This is a genomic window from Ellagibacter isourolithinifaciens, assembly GCF_008831035.1.
Lineage (GTDB): Bacteria > Actinomycetota > Coriobacteriia > Coriobacteriales > Eggerthellaceae > Ellagibacter > Ellagibacter isourolithinifaciens.
Window position 1 is genome coordinate 41,778 of record NZ_WAJR01000012.1, and the last position, 14,085, is coordinate 55,862.

General features: G+C 58.4%; 14 protein-coding genes. 12 read left to right on the forward strand and 2 right to left on the reverse strand.

Features of this window, described 5'->3' with window-relative positions; all coding sequences use genetic code 11:
- The first annotated feature begins 97 nt into the window (after nt 1-97).
- Entirely contained in the window at nt 98-610 is a 513-nt protein-coding gene (gene moaC, locus F8C90_RS06245) for a cyclic pyranopterin monophosphate synthase MoaC (protein ID WP_158049595.1), read from the forward strand.
- A gap of 232 nt (nt 611-842) precedes the next feature.
- Nucleotides 843-1,316, forward strand: a complete 474-nt coding sequence (locus F8C90_RS06250) for a low molecular weight protein-tyrosine-phosphatase (RefSeq protein ID WP_158049597.1) — start codon at nt 843-845, stop codon at nt 1,314-1,316.
- Between the two features lie 143 nt (nt 1,317-1,459).
- Here F8C90_RS06250 and F8C90_RS06255 read toward each other — a convergent pair whose 3' ends face one another.
- Entirely contained in the window at nt 1,460-1,924 is a 465-nt protein-coding gene (locus F8C90_RS06255; RefSeq protein WP_158049599.1) for a PIN domain-containing protein, read from the reverse strand.
- 2 nt (nt 1,925-1,926) lie between these two features.
- On the reverse strand, nt 1,927-2,226 hold the full coding sequence (locus F8C90_RS06260; protein ID WP_158049600.1) for a type II toxin-antitoxin system RelB/DinJ family antitoxin: 300 nt from the start codon (nt 2,224-2,226) through the stop codon (nt 1,927-1,929).
- 183 nt (nt 2,227-2,409) lie between these two features.
- On the opposite strand from F8C90_RS06260, the gene F8C90_RS06265 reads away from it, so the two are divergent.
- The 10 genes from F8C90_RS06265 (at nt 2,410) to pglX (ending at nt 13,984) form a co-directional block, all read left to right on the forward strand.
- Nucleotides 2,410-3,213, forward strand: a complete 804-nt coding sequence (locus F8C90_RS06265) for a YebC/PmpR family DNA-binding transcriptional regulator (RefSeq protein ID WP_158049602.1) — start codon at nt 2,410-2,412, stop codon at nt 3,211-3,213.
- A 214-nt stretch (nt 3,214-3,427) separates the two neighbouring features.
- On the forward strand, nt 3,428-3,946 hold the full coding sequence (gene ruvC / locus F8C90_RS06270) for a crossover junction endodeoxyribonuclease RuvC (protein WP_158049604.1): 519 nt from the start codon (nt 3,428-3,430) through the stop codon (nt 3,944-3,946).
- A 9-nt stretch (nt 3,947-3,955) separates the two neighbouring features.
- Nucleotides 3,956-4,552, forward strand: a complete 597-nt coding sequence (gene ruvA, locus F8C90_RS06275; protein ID WP_158049606.1) for a Holliday junction branch migration protein RuvA — start codon at nt 3,956-3,958, stop codon at nt 4,550-4,552.
- Between the two features lie 14 nt (nt 4,553-4,566).
- Entirely contained in the window at nt 4,567-5,646 is a 1,080-nt protein-coding gene (gene ruvB / locus F8C90_RS06280) for a Holliday junction branch migration DNA helicase RuvB (RefSeq protein WP_158049608.1), read from the forward strand.
- Between the two features lie 39 nt (nt 5,647-5,685).
- On the forward strand, nt 5,686-6,087 hold the full coding sequence (locus F8C90_RS06285; RefSeq protein WP_158049610.1) for a hypothetical protein: 402 nt from the start codon (nt 5,686-5,688) through the stop codon (nt 6,085-6,087).
- 197 nt (nt 6,088-6,284) lie between these two features.
- Nucleotides 6,285-6,488 (forward strand): cold-shock protein, encoded by a 204-nt coding sequence (locus F8C90_RS06290; RefSeq protein WP_158049612.1) that lies wholly within the window; start codon nt 6,285-6,287, stop codon nt 6,486-6,488.
- A gap of 335 nt (nt 6,489-6,823) precedes the next feature.
- The gene (locus F8C90_RS06295) at nt 6,824-7,402 is read left to right on the forward strand and encodes a DUF1819 family protein (RefSeq protein ID WP_246155827.1); all 579 of its coding nucleotides are present in this window, start codon (nt 6,824-6,826) and stop codon (nt 7,400-7,402) included.
- Nucleotides 7,403-8,131: a DUF1788 domain-containing protein gene (locus tag F8C90_RS06300; RefSeq protein ID WP_158049615.1), complete on the forward strand. Its 729-nt coding sequence runs from the start codon at nt 7,403-7,405 to the stop codon at nt 8,129-8,131. It begins immediately after the preceding gene.
- Between the two features lie 9 nt (nt 8,132-8,140).
- Nucleotides 8,141-11,902 (forward strand): BREX system P-loop protein BrxC, encoded by a 3,762-nt coding sequence (gene brxC / locus F8C90_RS06305; protein ID WP_158049617.1) that lies wholly within the window; start codon nt 8,141-8,143, stop codon nt 11,900-11,902.
- A gap of 12 nt (nt 11,903-11,914) precedes the next feature.
- The gene (pglX, locus tag F8C90_RS06310; RefSeq protein ID WP_158049618.1) at nt 11,915-13,984 is read left to right on the forward strand and encodes a BREX-1 system adenine-specific DNA-methyltransferase PglX; all 2,070 of its coding nucleotides are present in this window, start codon (nt 11,915-11,917) and stop codon (nt 13,982-13,984) included.
- Nucleotides 13,985-14,085: the final 101 nt, after the last annotated feature.

Below are 14,085 nucleotides of genomic sequence, written 5' to 3' on the forward strand. Positions count from 1 at the left end.
AAGGCCGTGCGGCACTTCGGGGCCGTACGGCTTTCGCCAGCTTGCCATATCGTTTAGAATCACGGGCGTAACGGACGCTTTTCGAAAGGAATTCACTATGAGTGGCGATACTCATTTGACGCACATCGACGAGAAGGGCGACGTCCGCATGGTCGACGTGTCCCAAAAGCCGGACACCGAGCGCGTTGCGATCGCAGAGGGCTTCATCTCCATGCACCCCGAGACGCTGGCGCTCATCGTGGAAGGCAAGGCTGCGAAGGGCGACGTTTTGGCGTGCGCGCGCGTGGCGGGCGTGATGGCGGCCAAGCAGACGAGCACGCTCATCCCGATGTGTCATCCGTTGAATATCACGAAAGCCAAGGTGGAATGCACGCCGGTGCTCGAGGGCGAGCGCGAAGACGGCCGCGTGGGTATTCATATCACCACGACGACGGGCGTCACCGGCAAGACCGGCATCGAGATGGAGGCCCTCACGGCGGCGGGCGTCGCGTGCCTCACCGTGTACGACATGTGCAAGGCGGTCGACCGCGGGATGGAAATCTCCGAGATTCGCCTTCTCAAGAAGGATGGCGGCAAGACGGGCTTGTGGCTTCGCGGAGAATCCGAGTAGCAAGGGTGCAAGCGGTGCTGACTGCTTAACTGAGTTGTCGGCTGACGGGCCCGTCCGTGCTTTTTCGCGCGGTTCGGGCCCGTACTATTTGCGCCTGCATGCCTGGTTGCTGGCTCTCCTTCGCGCTCGGCTTGTTAACCTTCTCGCAACGGAAGACTCTTATGATTAAGTGTTGCTGGCCGAGCCGTATTGGTCTTGGCTGGCATCTCGAAGAATTGGCGAAGGGGGGCTCGTGCATAGCATCCTATTTATATGCCACGGCAATATCTGCAGGTCGACCATGGCGCAATTCGTTATGGAAGACATGGTGCGCAAAGCTCGTCTTGGCGGGAAGTTCTCGATCGACTCCGCAGCAACGAGCACCGAGGAAATCGGCGAACTGCCTCATCCGGGCACGCTGAAAAAGCTTCGCGAACAGGGGATTTCCACACATGCCCATCATGCGCGGCAGGTGCGGGCAACCGAATACGGAGAGTGGGACCTTTTCGTCTACATGGACAGGGAGAACCTGCACGGCCTCGAGTCTATCTTCGGCGGCGATCCTCAGAAGAAGTTCGTGCGCCTGCTCGATTTCCTTCCCGATGACGACCTCCGCCACGGCAAGGACGTGGCCGACCCGTGGTACACCGGCAATTTCGACGCGACTTATCGAGACGTCGTCGCCGGGTGTCGCGGTTTGCTCTCGAAGCTGGAAGGCGAGCGTTAGAGGCTGTGCCGGGAACGCAAGCATGCGGCCGTGGTGCTTGCGCGTCTTCGGAATGGCATCTTGGGGCAGCCTGCGCTGCCGGGTGTTGCGAAATAGTTGCGAGGCATGGGGATTCGCGAGCGGATTCCCATGCCTCGCTTTGCTTAAATCGCTATCGAATCGTAGTCGAGGTTGAAGTCGGTTCTCAGCCAGGTGAAGAAATCGTCGCAGTCGAGCACACGAACGAGGCTGCTTTCGAAGTCCTCCTTGTTCCGGGTGATGATGCAGTCGGCTTGTATGTTCAGTGCAACTTCGAAGAGGAGCCTGTCTTCGGGATCTTTCCACGAAGATGCAAGCATTCTGTCGATTTCCCGCTCGCTTACGGCGAATACGTTCGCGAATGTTCGCAGGCCTTGAATTCTTTCGCGCGTCTCGGGGATAAGGGAGGGCTTTCCTCCTTCGGAAAGGATATAAATCAAATCCGTCACCTGGGATGACGAGATCCATAGGTCGAATTCCCCGACTTTCCCCGCAATCATGAGAAGTCGCGCTTGCTCGTAAAACGGTTCTCGTTGGTTGAGGAAATCGATCACGATGTTCGTATCGAGAAGCGCTTTAATCTTGCCCATGGCTACATCAATCCGCGAGACGCAAGACGCTCGGCCCTAATTTGGGCTTTGGTCATGTCGTCGAACCTTGAGCTTGTCTTACGCGAAAGCGAATCGACGAACTGGGCGGCGACTTGGATGCGCTCGGCTGGCGGAGTTGCCTGCGCGTCGGGGAGAAGAAACGTGGCGTCTTGCTCGCTGATGATCCGGTCGTACATGAGGTTGATGGCTTGCGAGGCAGTAAGCCCAGCTTGCGCGAGCACCTGCGCCCCACGTTCCTTCTTGTAGTCGTCCATTCTTCCGGTAACCATCGATGTTGGCATAACGTCCTCCTCGCTTTTGTACAACAATACCTGTACAACATAGAGAATGTCAAGGGGATTCGTCGCGATGGCGACAATTTTCTCTTCTGCAAATTGCGTGCGGGTGGGGCGTGGGGTATTTGTGTAGCTTGCCCTCTGTGCTAAACTATGCGGCTGGTATTTGCATTATCGGAAGGGACGTATATGTCAGGTCACTCAAAATGGGCTACAACGAAGCACCGCAAGGCTGCCCAGGACGCTAAGCGCTCTGCTTTGTTCTCCAAGCTTTCCCGTAACATCACTGTTGCTGCGAAGGAAGGTGGCGACCCGAACCCCGAGAACAACGCGTCGCTCGCCGCTGCTATCGAAAAGGCGAAGGGCTACTCTCTGCCGAAGGACAAGATCAAGACCGCTATCGACAAGGCTTTCGGTTCTGGCAAGGACGCTGCGAACTACGAAACCGTTCAGTACGAAGGCTACGGCCCGGCTGGCGTCGCTATCTTTTGCGAGGCTCTGACCGACAACCGCAACCGCACCGCGGCTGATGTGCGCAGCGCGTTCACCCATGCGGGCGGCTCGCTCGGCACTTCCGGTTCCGTGTCGTTCCAGTTCGAGCGCAAGGGCCAGATCATGGTCGCCAAGGAAATTGAGACCGGCGACAAGAAGAACCCCATCGGCCCGAACGGTGCTGCCGCTGACGAGGACGAGTTCATGATGGCCGTCGCCGAGGCTGGCGGAGACGACTACGAGGATGCCGACGAGGAGTGGATCGTCTACACCTCGCCGTCCGACCTTATGTCCGTGAAGAAGGCTATTGAGGAGCAGGGTGTTCAGGTGAAGGGCGCCGAGCTCACCATGATTCCGTCCACGCCGACCGAGGTGTCCGTGGCGGACGCCAAGAAGGTCATGCGCCTCATCGATCGACTCGAAGAGCTGGAGGACCTCCAGAACGTCTATCACACGATGGACATCACCGACGAGATCGCCGAGGCTTTGGAAGAAGAATAGTCCTGTGGACTATTCTTTCCCCATCTAGGCGCCCGAGCGGGCGCGCCCTGCTCGGGCGAAGCGTCGGGCAGAGTGAGGAAGCTTTCCAGCTTTGGGAATTGAATTGCAAGGCGGCTCCGAAAGGGGCCGCCTTTTGCGTTTCTTGCGAAGGAAAACGCGAAAGGATGTTCGCATCTCAAATTGGTATGATACAATACCGAACAAACGTTTGGGAATGCAAGGGAGCACAGTGGTAACGCGCGAGCGCATCATACTCGGGATTGACCCAGGCCTGGCGAACACGGGCTGGGGAATCGTGTCGCAGCGCGGCGGCAAGCTCTCGTGCATCGCATACGGTTGCGTATCGTCGCCCGCGCAGGTCGAGCTCTCCTTGCGTCTTCGCAAGATCCACGAGCAGATCGGCGCGGTGATTGATCGCTTCAAACCCACGTGCGTGGGGATCGAAACGGTGTGGTTCGGGCAGAACATCACTGCGGCGTTCGCAACGGGCCAGGCGCGCGGCGCGGCGCTCGTCGCCTGCGCGGAGGGGAATCTCAGCGTGGGGGAATTTACGCCTCGTCAGATCAAGCTTGCGGTGGTGGGCACGGGCTCTGCCGACAAGGAGCAGGTGCAGTACATGGTAAGCCAGCTGCTCTCGCTCGATTCGGTTCCAAGCCCCGACCACGCCGCCGATGCGTTGGCTGCCGCCATCTGCTACACCACCCACGAAGGCTTCGGCGGACTTGCGAAGTAAGGAGCAAGCATGATCGCGTTTCTCAAGGGAAAGCTCGCCGGCAAAACGCCGCAAGTCGCCTATATTGACGTGAATGGCGTGGGATACGCTGTCTTCATGTCAGCAACGGCGCTCTCTAAGCTGCCGGAATCCGGCGGCGCCGTCACGGTGCTCACGTATCTGCAGGTGAGCGATGTAGGCATTGCGCTTTACGGGTTCCTCTCTGAAGAGGAGAAGGCCACCTTCGAGCGCCTGATTGGAGTGACCGGCGTCGGGCCGAAGGTCGCGCTGGCGGCGCTTTCCACGTTTTCCCCGCGCGCGCTGGCGGACGCTGTCGCCGCGCAGGATGTCGCGCTTGTGCAGAAGATCCCAGGCGTGGGCAAGAAGAGCGCATCGCGCATTATCCTCGAGCTGAAAGGCTCCTTCGACGCGAGCTTCGAAAGCCTGCTCTCCGAGCCTTCCACGCAAACGATTCTCGATGACAGGCTGAAAGGCGCAACCGAAGCGCTTCTCTCCATGGGATTTACCTCGCAGGAGGCAGAATTGGCGTTGAAGGGGGCTCCCGAGGGTGCGACCGAGGCGGCGCTGCTACAATATGCCCTTAAGCGACTGGGTACGGCTCATTAGATGAAAAGGACGCAATGGCGGACGGTGTTCAAATAGAGGGAATGGTCTTCGAGGCGGCAACTGCAATGCAGGGGGGAGCGTCCCCGTCTGCAAGCGATCGCGCGGTGGCGCCCAACTTGCAAGAGGACGACCTCGCGCTCGACCGCAGCTTGCGCCCGAAGAAGCTTTGCGACTACTTGGGGCAAACCAAGGTGAAGGAGTCGCTCGCTATCCTTATCGAGGCGGCGCAGCAGCGCAAGGAATGCGCCGACCACATCCTGTTTTCCGGGCCTCCGGGGCTTGGCAAGACCACGCTTGCCACGGTGGTCGCCAATGAGCTCGGTGCAAACATCCGCACGACGAGCGGGCCGGCTATTGAGCGAACGGGCGACTTGGCTGCGATTCTCACGAACCTCGAAGAGGGCGACGTTCTCTTCATCGACGAGATTCACCGCCTGAACCGTATGGTCGAGGAAGTTCTCTATCCCGCGCTCGAGGATTTCGCGCTCGATATCGTGGTGGGGAAGGGGCCGGCCGCGCGATCGATTCGCCTCGATCTGCCCCACTTCACGCTCATCGGTGCAACGACGCGAACGGGCCTACTCACAGGTCCTTTGCGCGACCGCTTTGGCATTGCATTCCGCCTGCAGTATTACACGCCCGAGGAACTTGCAGCGATTGTTGCGCGCTCGGCTGCCATCCTCGATGTTCCCATCAGCGAGGACGGTGCGCTCGAGATTGCCCGCCGCAGCCGCGGAACTCCGCGTTTGGCGAACCGCATGCTCAAGCGCGTGCGCGACTGGGCGCAGGTGAGGGGCGATGGCGTTATCGACGAGGACGTTGCGGCGCAGGCGCTCAGCTTCTTCGAAGTGGACAACTTGGGCCTCGACGCGGTCGACAATCGCATTTTAGAGCTGCTTGCCGTGCAGTTCGGCGGGCGTCCTGTGGGCCTCACCACGCTTGCGTCGGCACTCTCGGAAGATACCGACACCATCGAGGACGTGTACGAGCCCTATCTCATGCAGCAAGGGCTTATCGTGCGCACACCGAAGGGCCGTCAGGCGACTGAGCGCGCTTACGAGCATTTGGGAATCGTGCCGCCGAAGGCCGACTGATGAAGGACCGACTGTAACCTGTAGCGAACGGGGAGGGTTATGTTCGAACAAGATTATCTCATGCGTCTGCTCATGCAGTTCATGGAGGCGATGCGCCGCAGTATCGAGCGTGCCGACGATGGTCGCGACCCAGCGGCTGCGGCCGATATGCTCGAGAACGCTATCGGCGACGCAACCGACCTCGACGGGTCGATGCTTCTTTCGCTTGCCCCCGAATCGATGGCATCGGTGCTCCAGGTGTCGGGCGTCGACCCGCATGTCACCGAATACGTCGCGAACAGTTTGCAGCTTGAATCCGAGTTCCTGCGTAGTGCGGGGAACGACGAACTTGCAGAGGTTCGCGCGGGTCAAGCGCGGGCGCTCGCCTCGGCCTATGGGCTTGAGCTTGCCGAGGGCACGCCGGTTGAGCGGCTCGACTATCTCGAGGCGACTCAGGATTGAGTGCAAGCCGCTTCCGTCGGCATCTTCCCGCATCGCGTGCTTTGGGAAAAATGGTTCGAATTCCTGCGATTTCGGAACGGTTTCGCAGCGCGATAGCGTATAGTATTCATGTGCCCTCGAAGTGAGGGCGAGTGTTGCCGCCATGCAACGCGCAGAGTTACCTCCCCGGTTTAAGGGGAAGAGAAGAGGATTTTAAAATGGCGGAAGGTACTGTTAAGTGGTTCAACCCGGAAAAAGGCTACGGCTTCATCTCCCAGAAGGATGGCGAAGACCTTTTCGTTCATTTTTCCGAGATCAAGATGGACGGCTTCAAGACGCTCGATGAGGGCCAGGCTGTTTCCTTCGACGTGACCACGGGTCAGAACGGCAAGCTCCAGGCAAGCAATGTGGTGAAGCTGTAAATCCTTTTTTACATTCATACATGCTGAACGGCCTCGCGAAAGCGGGGTCGTTTTTTCTGCTCGCATGCAGGATGCGATGCGGCAGTTCTCAGAGCATTGCAGGCGTCTGGGAACGCGCTGCTCGGCGAAATATCTGTCTCAGCCTCGAAACCTAGCTGAGTAATTTCCGACATCGTTTTGTCCCTATTCCCAAGTACTGATATAGAATGAGGACAGGCCAATCATTTGATGCCTTTTGAATCCAACTGCGAAAGGGGTTGTTCGTCGGCGTGAGCCCTCGTCGAGCCAAACATAGTGGCGGCACCCTGACCCGCGAGAAATTCATGCTTCCAGAAATGCGCATCGTCGCGTCGCTTGCGTTGCAAGGGGAAAGCCTCGACGAGATCGTTGAACATGTCGTTCGCGACAATCTCTTCCAATGCGCCAGTGCACGCTCGCTGCGGGAACGGTCTCGCGACTGCATTGCTCGCCTCGCAACGCTTCGCGAGGGGGATTGCGCGAATGATGAAGCCTGCGATCGTCTGGTGAGAATTCTTGCGCAAGGTTCGTTCGACCAGGCTGCTCAGGTAAATCTCTACCTCCTGATGATTCGTTTCGATCTCATGCGGTCGTTCATGATCGAGGAAATCGGGGCGCGTATCGAGGCGATGGACTCGTCGTTTACCAAGGCTGATTTGGGGGCGTTTCTTACGCGCTTTCAACTCGAGTACCCTGGTGCCGACAAGTGGAGTGACGAAACCATCATGCGATTGAAGGGCGTGCTCTCGTATTGCCTCGTGCAGGTTGGGTTTCTGGAAACGGCGTCTTCTGAAAAGCTGCAACCAGTATTTCTTGACTACGAGGTTGAACAGGCGATTCGCGACAACGGCGACGCTGAGTTACTTTTCGCATTCGATGGATCGACGGTGATGTAATTGTCTTCGAAAATGACCCCCCCCCCTTCATCAACTGACTTAAAAGGTGCCAAACAATCAGAACCCTTAGCGGTTACACCAAAGCAAGGGGCAAAATCGCCTCGCGGGAAGCAAACGGCCACGCGCGACATCGTTGCCGAGCATTCCCGAGCCGCTCGTGCGCAGGCCGATTTCTCGCATTGCTGCGAAGCACTTCGGGCTCATCTTCTTGACGTCAACTTTTTGGAAAACAAGGGCATCGGAAACGAGATAGGCTTTTTCACCTTCTGCTACGACCCCGCCCTCGAAATGCAGGCACGGACTTTCTTCGCCGCCCTTGAACGCGAATCTGAAGCAGGCGACAAGCCGTATCGCATCGTTTCGCGCAACCTCTACGACGTCTTTCTCAACATATGCGAGAAGCGCCGAATCCTCAAGGCGATTCCGGTGCAGGAAGCAAAACATGGCACAGCCAGCCAGCTTAAGCAGCTGTCGAAGATATGCACGCCCGCAGCGTTCGCGGAGGCGATCGATTACGAACCGCACGAGCGCGGGGATGTGCTGGTGCTCACAGGGGTGGGCGAGGTGTACCCGTTTCTTAGAATTCATACCTTGCTCGACAACTTGCACGTGAGATTCAGCGATATACCCGTGGTCATCGCGTACCCAGGTTCGTACACAGGACATTCATTCAGCCTGTTCAATAGCTTATCCGATGGGAATTACTATCGGGCCTTCGACCTTGTTTAGGGGATTATCATGGTAATTAGGGACCTTTTCAGCAAAGACATCAACCGTTCCATCAACGGCGTCATCAAAGTCTCGCAAAGCGACGAGGAGTCCATCCAGCAGGAACTTTCCGAATACGTGGTGACGCGCGAGCTGCAGCGCCACTTCGCGTACTTCTTCGAAAACTACGAAACCGCCCTCGATATACCTACCGACAAAATCGGCGTATGGATTTCGGGCTTCTTCGGCTCGGGCAAGTCGCACTTCCTGAAAATGCTGTCATACCTGTTGGCGAACAAGGTGGTCGGTGGCAGGGCGGCCATCGATTACTTCGACGGCAAGCTCGAAGACGAGATGGTCTATTCCAAGATGCGCCGTTGCGCCGGTGTGCCCACCGAGGCGATCCTCTTCAACATCGACACGAAGGGCGGGCAGTGGAAGGAAGGCGACACGGCGAAAACGGCGCTTCTGCGCGCGTTCGAGCGCGTGTTCTTCGAGCATTTGGGCTTCTGCGGTGAGGACCTGAAGCTCGCGAAGCTCGAGATGTTCATCGAGTCGCGGGGCAAAACCGACGAGTTCCGCACAACGTTCGAGCAGGTGAACGGCATGCCGTGGGTGGAAAGCCGCGAGACGTACGCCTACTTCGAAGACGACGTAGTCGAGGCTCTTCAAAGCGCGCTCGGCATGAGCGAAGCCGCCGCGCGCAACTGGTTCAACGGCACTGAGGACGACGTGATCGCGGTCGACAGCTTTGTCGGCATGGTAGGCGACTATGCGGCGCGTCGTGCGGATGAGGAAGGCGGGCGCTTCCGCCTGCTGTTCATGGTCGACGAGGTGGGCCAGTTCATCGGCGATGACGTAAGTCTCATGCTGAGCCTGCAAACGCTGGTGGAGGAAATCGGCGCGCGTTGCGCCGGGCGCGTGTGGGTTATGGTAACGAGCCAGGAATCCATCGACGGCAATCAACTTATCGTCGGTGACGACTTCTCGAAAATCCAGGGACGATTCACGACGCGCCTGTCGCTTTCCAGCTCGTCGGTCGACGAGGTGATCAAGCGTCGTGTCCTCGACAAAACGCAGGTGGCGCAGCTGACCCTGCAAGACGAATACGAGGATCAAAGCGCGGTTCTGCGCAATCTCTTCTCGTTCGAAGGCTCGCGCGGCGATCTTTTGGGCTACGAATCGGAAGGCGACTTCGTCGATTCTTATCCATTCGTGTCCTATCAATTCAAGGTGCTCCCCGACGTGATGACCGAAATTCGCAAGCACGGCGTGAAGGCGAAGCACATGTCGACAGGCGAGCGTTCGATGCTGTCGGCGTTCCAGGAGTCGGCGCAGGTCGTGCAAGGCGAGCAGACCACCGCGCTTGTCCCGTTCTGGCGGTTCTTCGACACGATATCGAAGGATTTGGAGCACGGCATCCTGCAGGTGGTTGACCGCGCTACGCGTGCTGCCGAGGCGCATCAGGTGCTGCGGCCCGAGGATATCAGCGTGCTGAAGCTGCTCTACCTTATCCGCTACATCACGTACCTTAAGGGTACGCTGAACAACATCGCCACGCTCATGGTCGACGACATGGGCGTGGACAAGGTTGCCCTGCGCGAACGTTTGAAGGCGTCGCTCGATCGCCTGGTGCGTGAAAACTACGTGGCGCGCCAGGGCGATGCGTACAATTTCCTCACCGACGAAGAGCAAGACATCGCGCGAGAGATCTCCCAGGTGCCCATCGATGTCGCGGAAGTGACCGAGAACATCAAGAAGGTGCTGTTCGAGGGCATATTCCCGCAGCGCAAGCTCAGCCGCGGTGCCAACAACTTCCCGTTCGACCATTACGTCGACGGATCCATCTACGGCCCGTCTCAGGGCGGCATGAAGCTTAACGTGGCAACAATCGCCAACGAAGGCCGACTCTACGAGGCTGCCGATGGCGAAATTGCCGTGAAGTCGCAAGGGCAGGCGCTCGTGGTGCTCTCCGATGACGCTGATTACTTCGAGATGATGCAAAACGTGGCGCGGACCAGGAAATACGCGCGAACCATCAACAAGAGCCAGCTTCCGCCCAGCACGCAGGAGATCATCAAGGGGAAGATGAACCAGGCGCAGCACGACGAAAAAGAGGCGAAGACGCTCATCGAAAACGCGGTGGTGAACGCGCGCGTGGCCGTCAACGGCAGTATGGTGACGGTACGCGCCATGAGTGCGAAACAGCTGTTCGAAACGGTGCTCGACAAGCTGGTCGACAGCATCTTCACCAAGGCGGACTACATTTCCGACCCTGTGGAAGGCGACGGGGACATCATTCGCATTCTGCGTCACACGAATGAGCAATCGGCGATGGCGGGCATGGGCAGCGCGAACGAGCGCGCGGTCGCTGACATGAAAACGTTCCTCGAGCTGCAAAAACGCCTGCATGTGCAAACCGCGATGGGCGACATCCAGCGGAAATACCAGGCCGATCCATACGGGTGGCGCGATATCGACATCGCCGCCGTTGCCGCCCAGCTTGTCGCCGCTCAAGATGCGACCATCCTCTACGGCGGGCAGGCGATGCGCGCGGATGACAAGAACATGATCGATTGCTTGCGCAAACATGCCGACAAGGTCGAGATTCGAATTCGCGAAAAGATGTCGGACGCGCTGCTCAGCAAAGCGCGCAGCATCCTTCGCGATTTTGCGGACACGAGTGCCGTGCCCGAGGATGAGGACAAGCTGATCGACTGCATCCAAGCAAAGCTCGAGGAAACGCAGGAGCACTGCCAAAGCCTCATGCACGACCACTTCACGGGCCTTGCACCGGAGTTCCCGTATCCTGGCAAAAGCATTGTCGAAGACGGGCTCCATGTGATTGGTGAAGTCCTCGCCGATCGGGCCGATGGCGAGGCGTTCCTGCGCGCATTCAACGCCAATGGCGACAAACTGCTCGACTTCGCGGAAGACATGGAGCCGGTCGATGGGTTCTTCCCCAACCAGCAGCGCTTGTTCGATGGGGCAGTGGAGACGCTTGCGCTTATGGATCGCGAATCGTTCTATCTCGGCGATAACGAGGAAGCTCAGCAGGTCATTGCGGACATGAAGGGCATTCTGCGCGATCCGCAGCCGTATCGACGGGTGAGCGAGTTGCCCGGCCTCACGAAAATGCTATCGGCTATGCATGGCGAAATCGTGCGCAGCAAGCAAAACGAGCTTCTAAGCTCGATTGATGGCGCGGTCGAAGAGCTGAAGGAGTTTGCGAACAATCAGGACCCCTATCAGCAGGCTGCGAATTTGGCGATTGCGGGCACCGAGCACAAAATCGCATCGGTTAAAAGCCGCGTGCACAGCGCGAAGGCGGCAGGCGTCATCGACACTTTGAGGATGCAGTTCAAGGACCTGATTGAAGAGGGCTACCAGGCTGTCGATGCTGCGGTTGACGAAGCCCGCGCGAAAGCCGAGCGCGAGATTCGCCTGAAGCGCGAGCTGACGGAGCGCGAGGCAAGCGCCGTCCCTGCGGAGGCTCGGGTGAGCCCCAAGCCCGCAAGTTCGCAGCCTGCCGCCGCGAGCAATGTCGCTTCGCAGGGAATGCCCCAAGGCGGTTGCGGCGTTAGCCAATCGGGGCAGGTGACTAGGGTTATCGTCGCCGAGAAGTCGGCCGAGGCAGCTCCCAAGCCCCTCAAGCGCAAGGTATTGCGTCGCGACGAGGCGTTCGATCGCGCCGTGCTGACGAACGAGGCCGAGGTTGACGCCTATCTTGCCTCGGTGCGCAAGGCGCTCCTCGAAGCGCTTGTCGAAAACGATTCCGTCCGCCTGAGCTAAAGGGAGCCCGCCATGAACGATACCGCTATCAAGAACTTCTGCACGTGGGCTCGAAACACCCTGATCGAGCAGGTGGAAACGCGCATGAGGCGCTTCTCGGTGGTGGAAGCGAACGCGCTGCCCGAAGACGCTACGAGCGTGGATGGCATGCCTCTGTCGCCCGACGAGCAGCGCCAGCGCTCCGAGCTCCTTCGGCTGCAGCGCGAGGTGGGGCACGCGGCGCTTGCCGAGCGCGCTGCGTACACGTGGTTCAACCGATTGGTGGCCATTCGCTTCATGGAGCTGCGTGATTACCTGCCGTGTCGCGTGCGCATGCTCTCGGCGGATGACGGCTCGTTCGCTCCGCAGGTGTTGAAGTGCGCGCTCGACGTGCAGATCGAGGGGCTTGACGCGTCGCGCGTGATGGAACTTATGCAGACGGGTGACGACGAGGCGTTGTTCCGATGCTTGTTCCTGGCGCAATGCGACGAGCTTTCGAGCTGCATCCCCGGCGTGTTCGACCGGGTGGGAAGCGCCATGGAGCTGCTGTTGCCCGATGGCCTTTTGCGGCAAGACAGCGTGATCGACAGGCTGGTGACGTCTATCCCTGAAGAGGATTGGGAGCGCGTGGAAATCCTGGGGTGGATGTATCAGTATTACAACGCCGAGGTCAAAGACGCGTTTTTCAAGTCGAAGGCGAAGGAGACACCTGATACCATAGGTCCTGCGACGCAGCTGTTCACGCCTGAATGGATTGTGCGCTACATGGTGGAGAACTCGCTCGGGCGGCTGTGGATGCTGAACTTCCCCGAAAGCGCGCTGTGCCAAAAGTGGGACTACTACATTGCACCTGACGCCGAACACGAGGATTTCATCCGCATCGATGGGCCGGAGGACATTACGCTGTGCGATCCGGCGTGCGGTTCGGGTCATATCCTGGTGTACGCGTTTCAGCTGCTGTTCGACATGTATGTGGAACGTGGATACCGCGAGCGCGAGATTCCGCAGCTCATTTTGGAGAAGAACTTGTCGGGTATGGAAATCGACCCGCGCGCGGCGCAGATTGCCAACTTGGCGCTGGCCATGTGCGCGCGCGAGCACGATAGGCGCTTCTTCGGCCGCGGAGTGCAGGCGGATGTGCTTGTGGTTGCTCCGACGAAGTTTCAGCGCGACGAGGCTGGCTGCGTTATCGAGCTGCCCGAAGATGCGGCGATTATGGCTGATCAGCAGTTCATCGATGCGCTGGAGCATCTAGACGAAGTCGGGAGCTTGCTCAATCCGACGGAAGCCCAGCTGGAGGCGCTGCGGGCGGATGCGGCCCGTTTTGCCGCCGAGGTGGAGAGCGACAGTCTTTTTGGGAGGGGCTTGGGCGTAAAGCTGCAAGATGCACTTCGGGTGTGCGAGGCGCTTGCGAGGAAGTTCGACTGCGTGGTGGCCAATCCGCCCTACATGGGATCGAGCAGCTTCAGCCCCTTCATGAGCAAATGGATCAAGAAGAACTATCCCGACGTAAAAAGCGATTTGTTCTCTTCGTTTATCGTCCGCATTATGGACTATGCGAGCGAACACGGCGAGGCTGGCATCATGTGCCCCTTCGTTTGGATGTTCATCGGCAGCTATGAAAAACTCCGCGAAAAGATGATTAACGAGAAGACCATTACCTCGCTGGTTCAGCTCGAATACTCGGGTTTTGCGGGCGCTACGGTTCCCATTTGCACTTTCACGTTCCATAACGGCTATGTTGACGGATATAAGGGCGGATACGTTCGCCTGTCGGATTTTGTTGGAGCGGCGGTCCAAGCACCAAAAACACGAGAAGCAATAGCAAACCCCGATTGCGGCTACTTCTATCGCAGAAACGCAAAAACCTTCACCCAAATCCCCGGCACCCCCATAGCCTACTGGGCAAGTGACGCTTTGCTGAATGCTTTTGAAGGTGGGAAAAAGCTATCTGACATCGGAAAACCTCGGCAAGGGCTCGCTACAGGCGAGAACGCTCGCTTTGTCCGCGAATGGTGGGAAGTTGGGCTTGATCGTGAGAAGTTCGATTGCAAAAGCATTAAGGAATCACTCGAATGGATCGCGTGCCGAATGTTGGTGTAAGGGGCCGCTTCCCTGTCCGTAGAAAGCAGGAAGCGGTTATCGCCTAGAATCTTAATTGCTGAAGTTAGGATTCGTGGAAAGGCAATAACCGCATATGGATA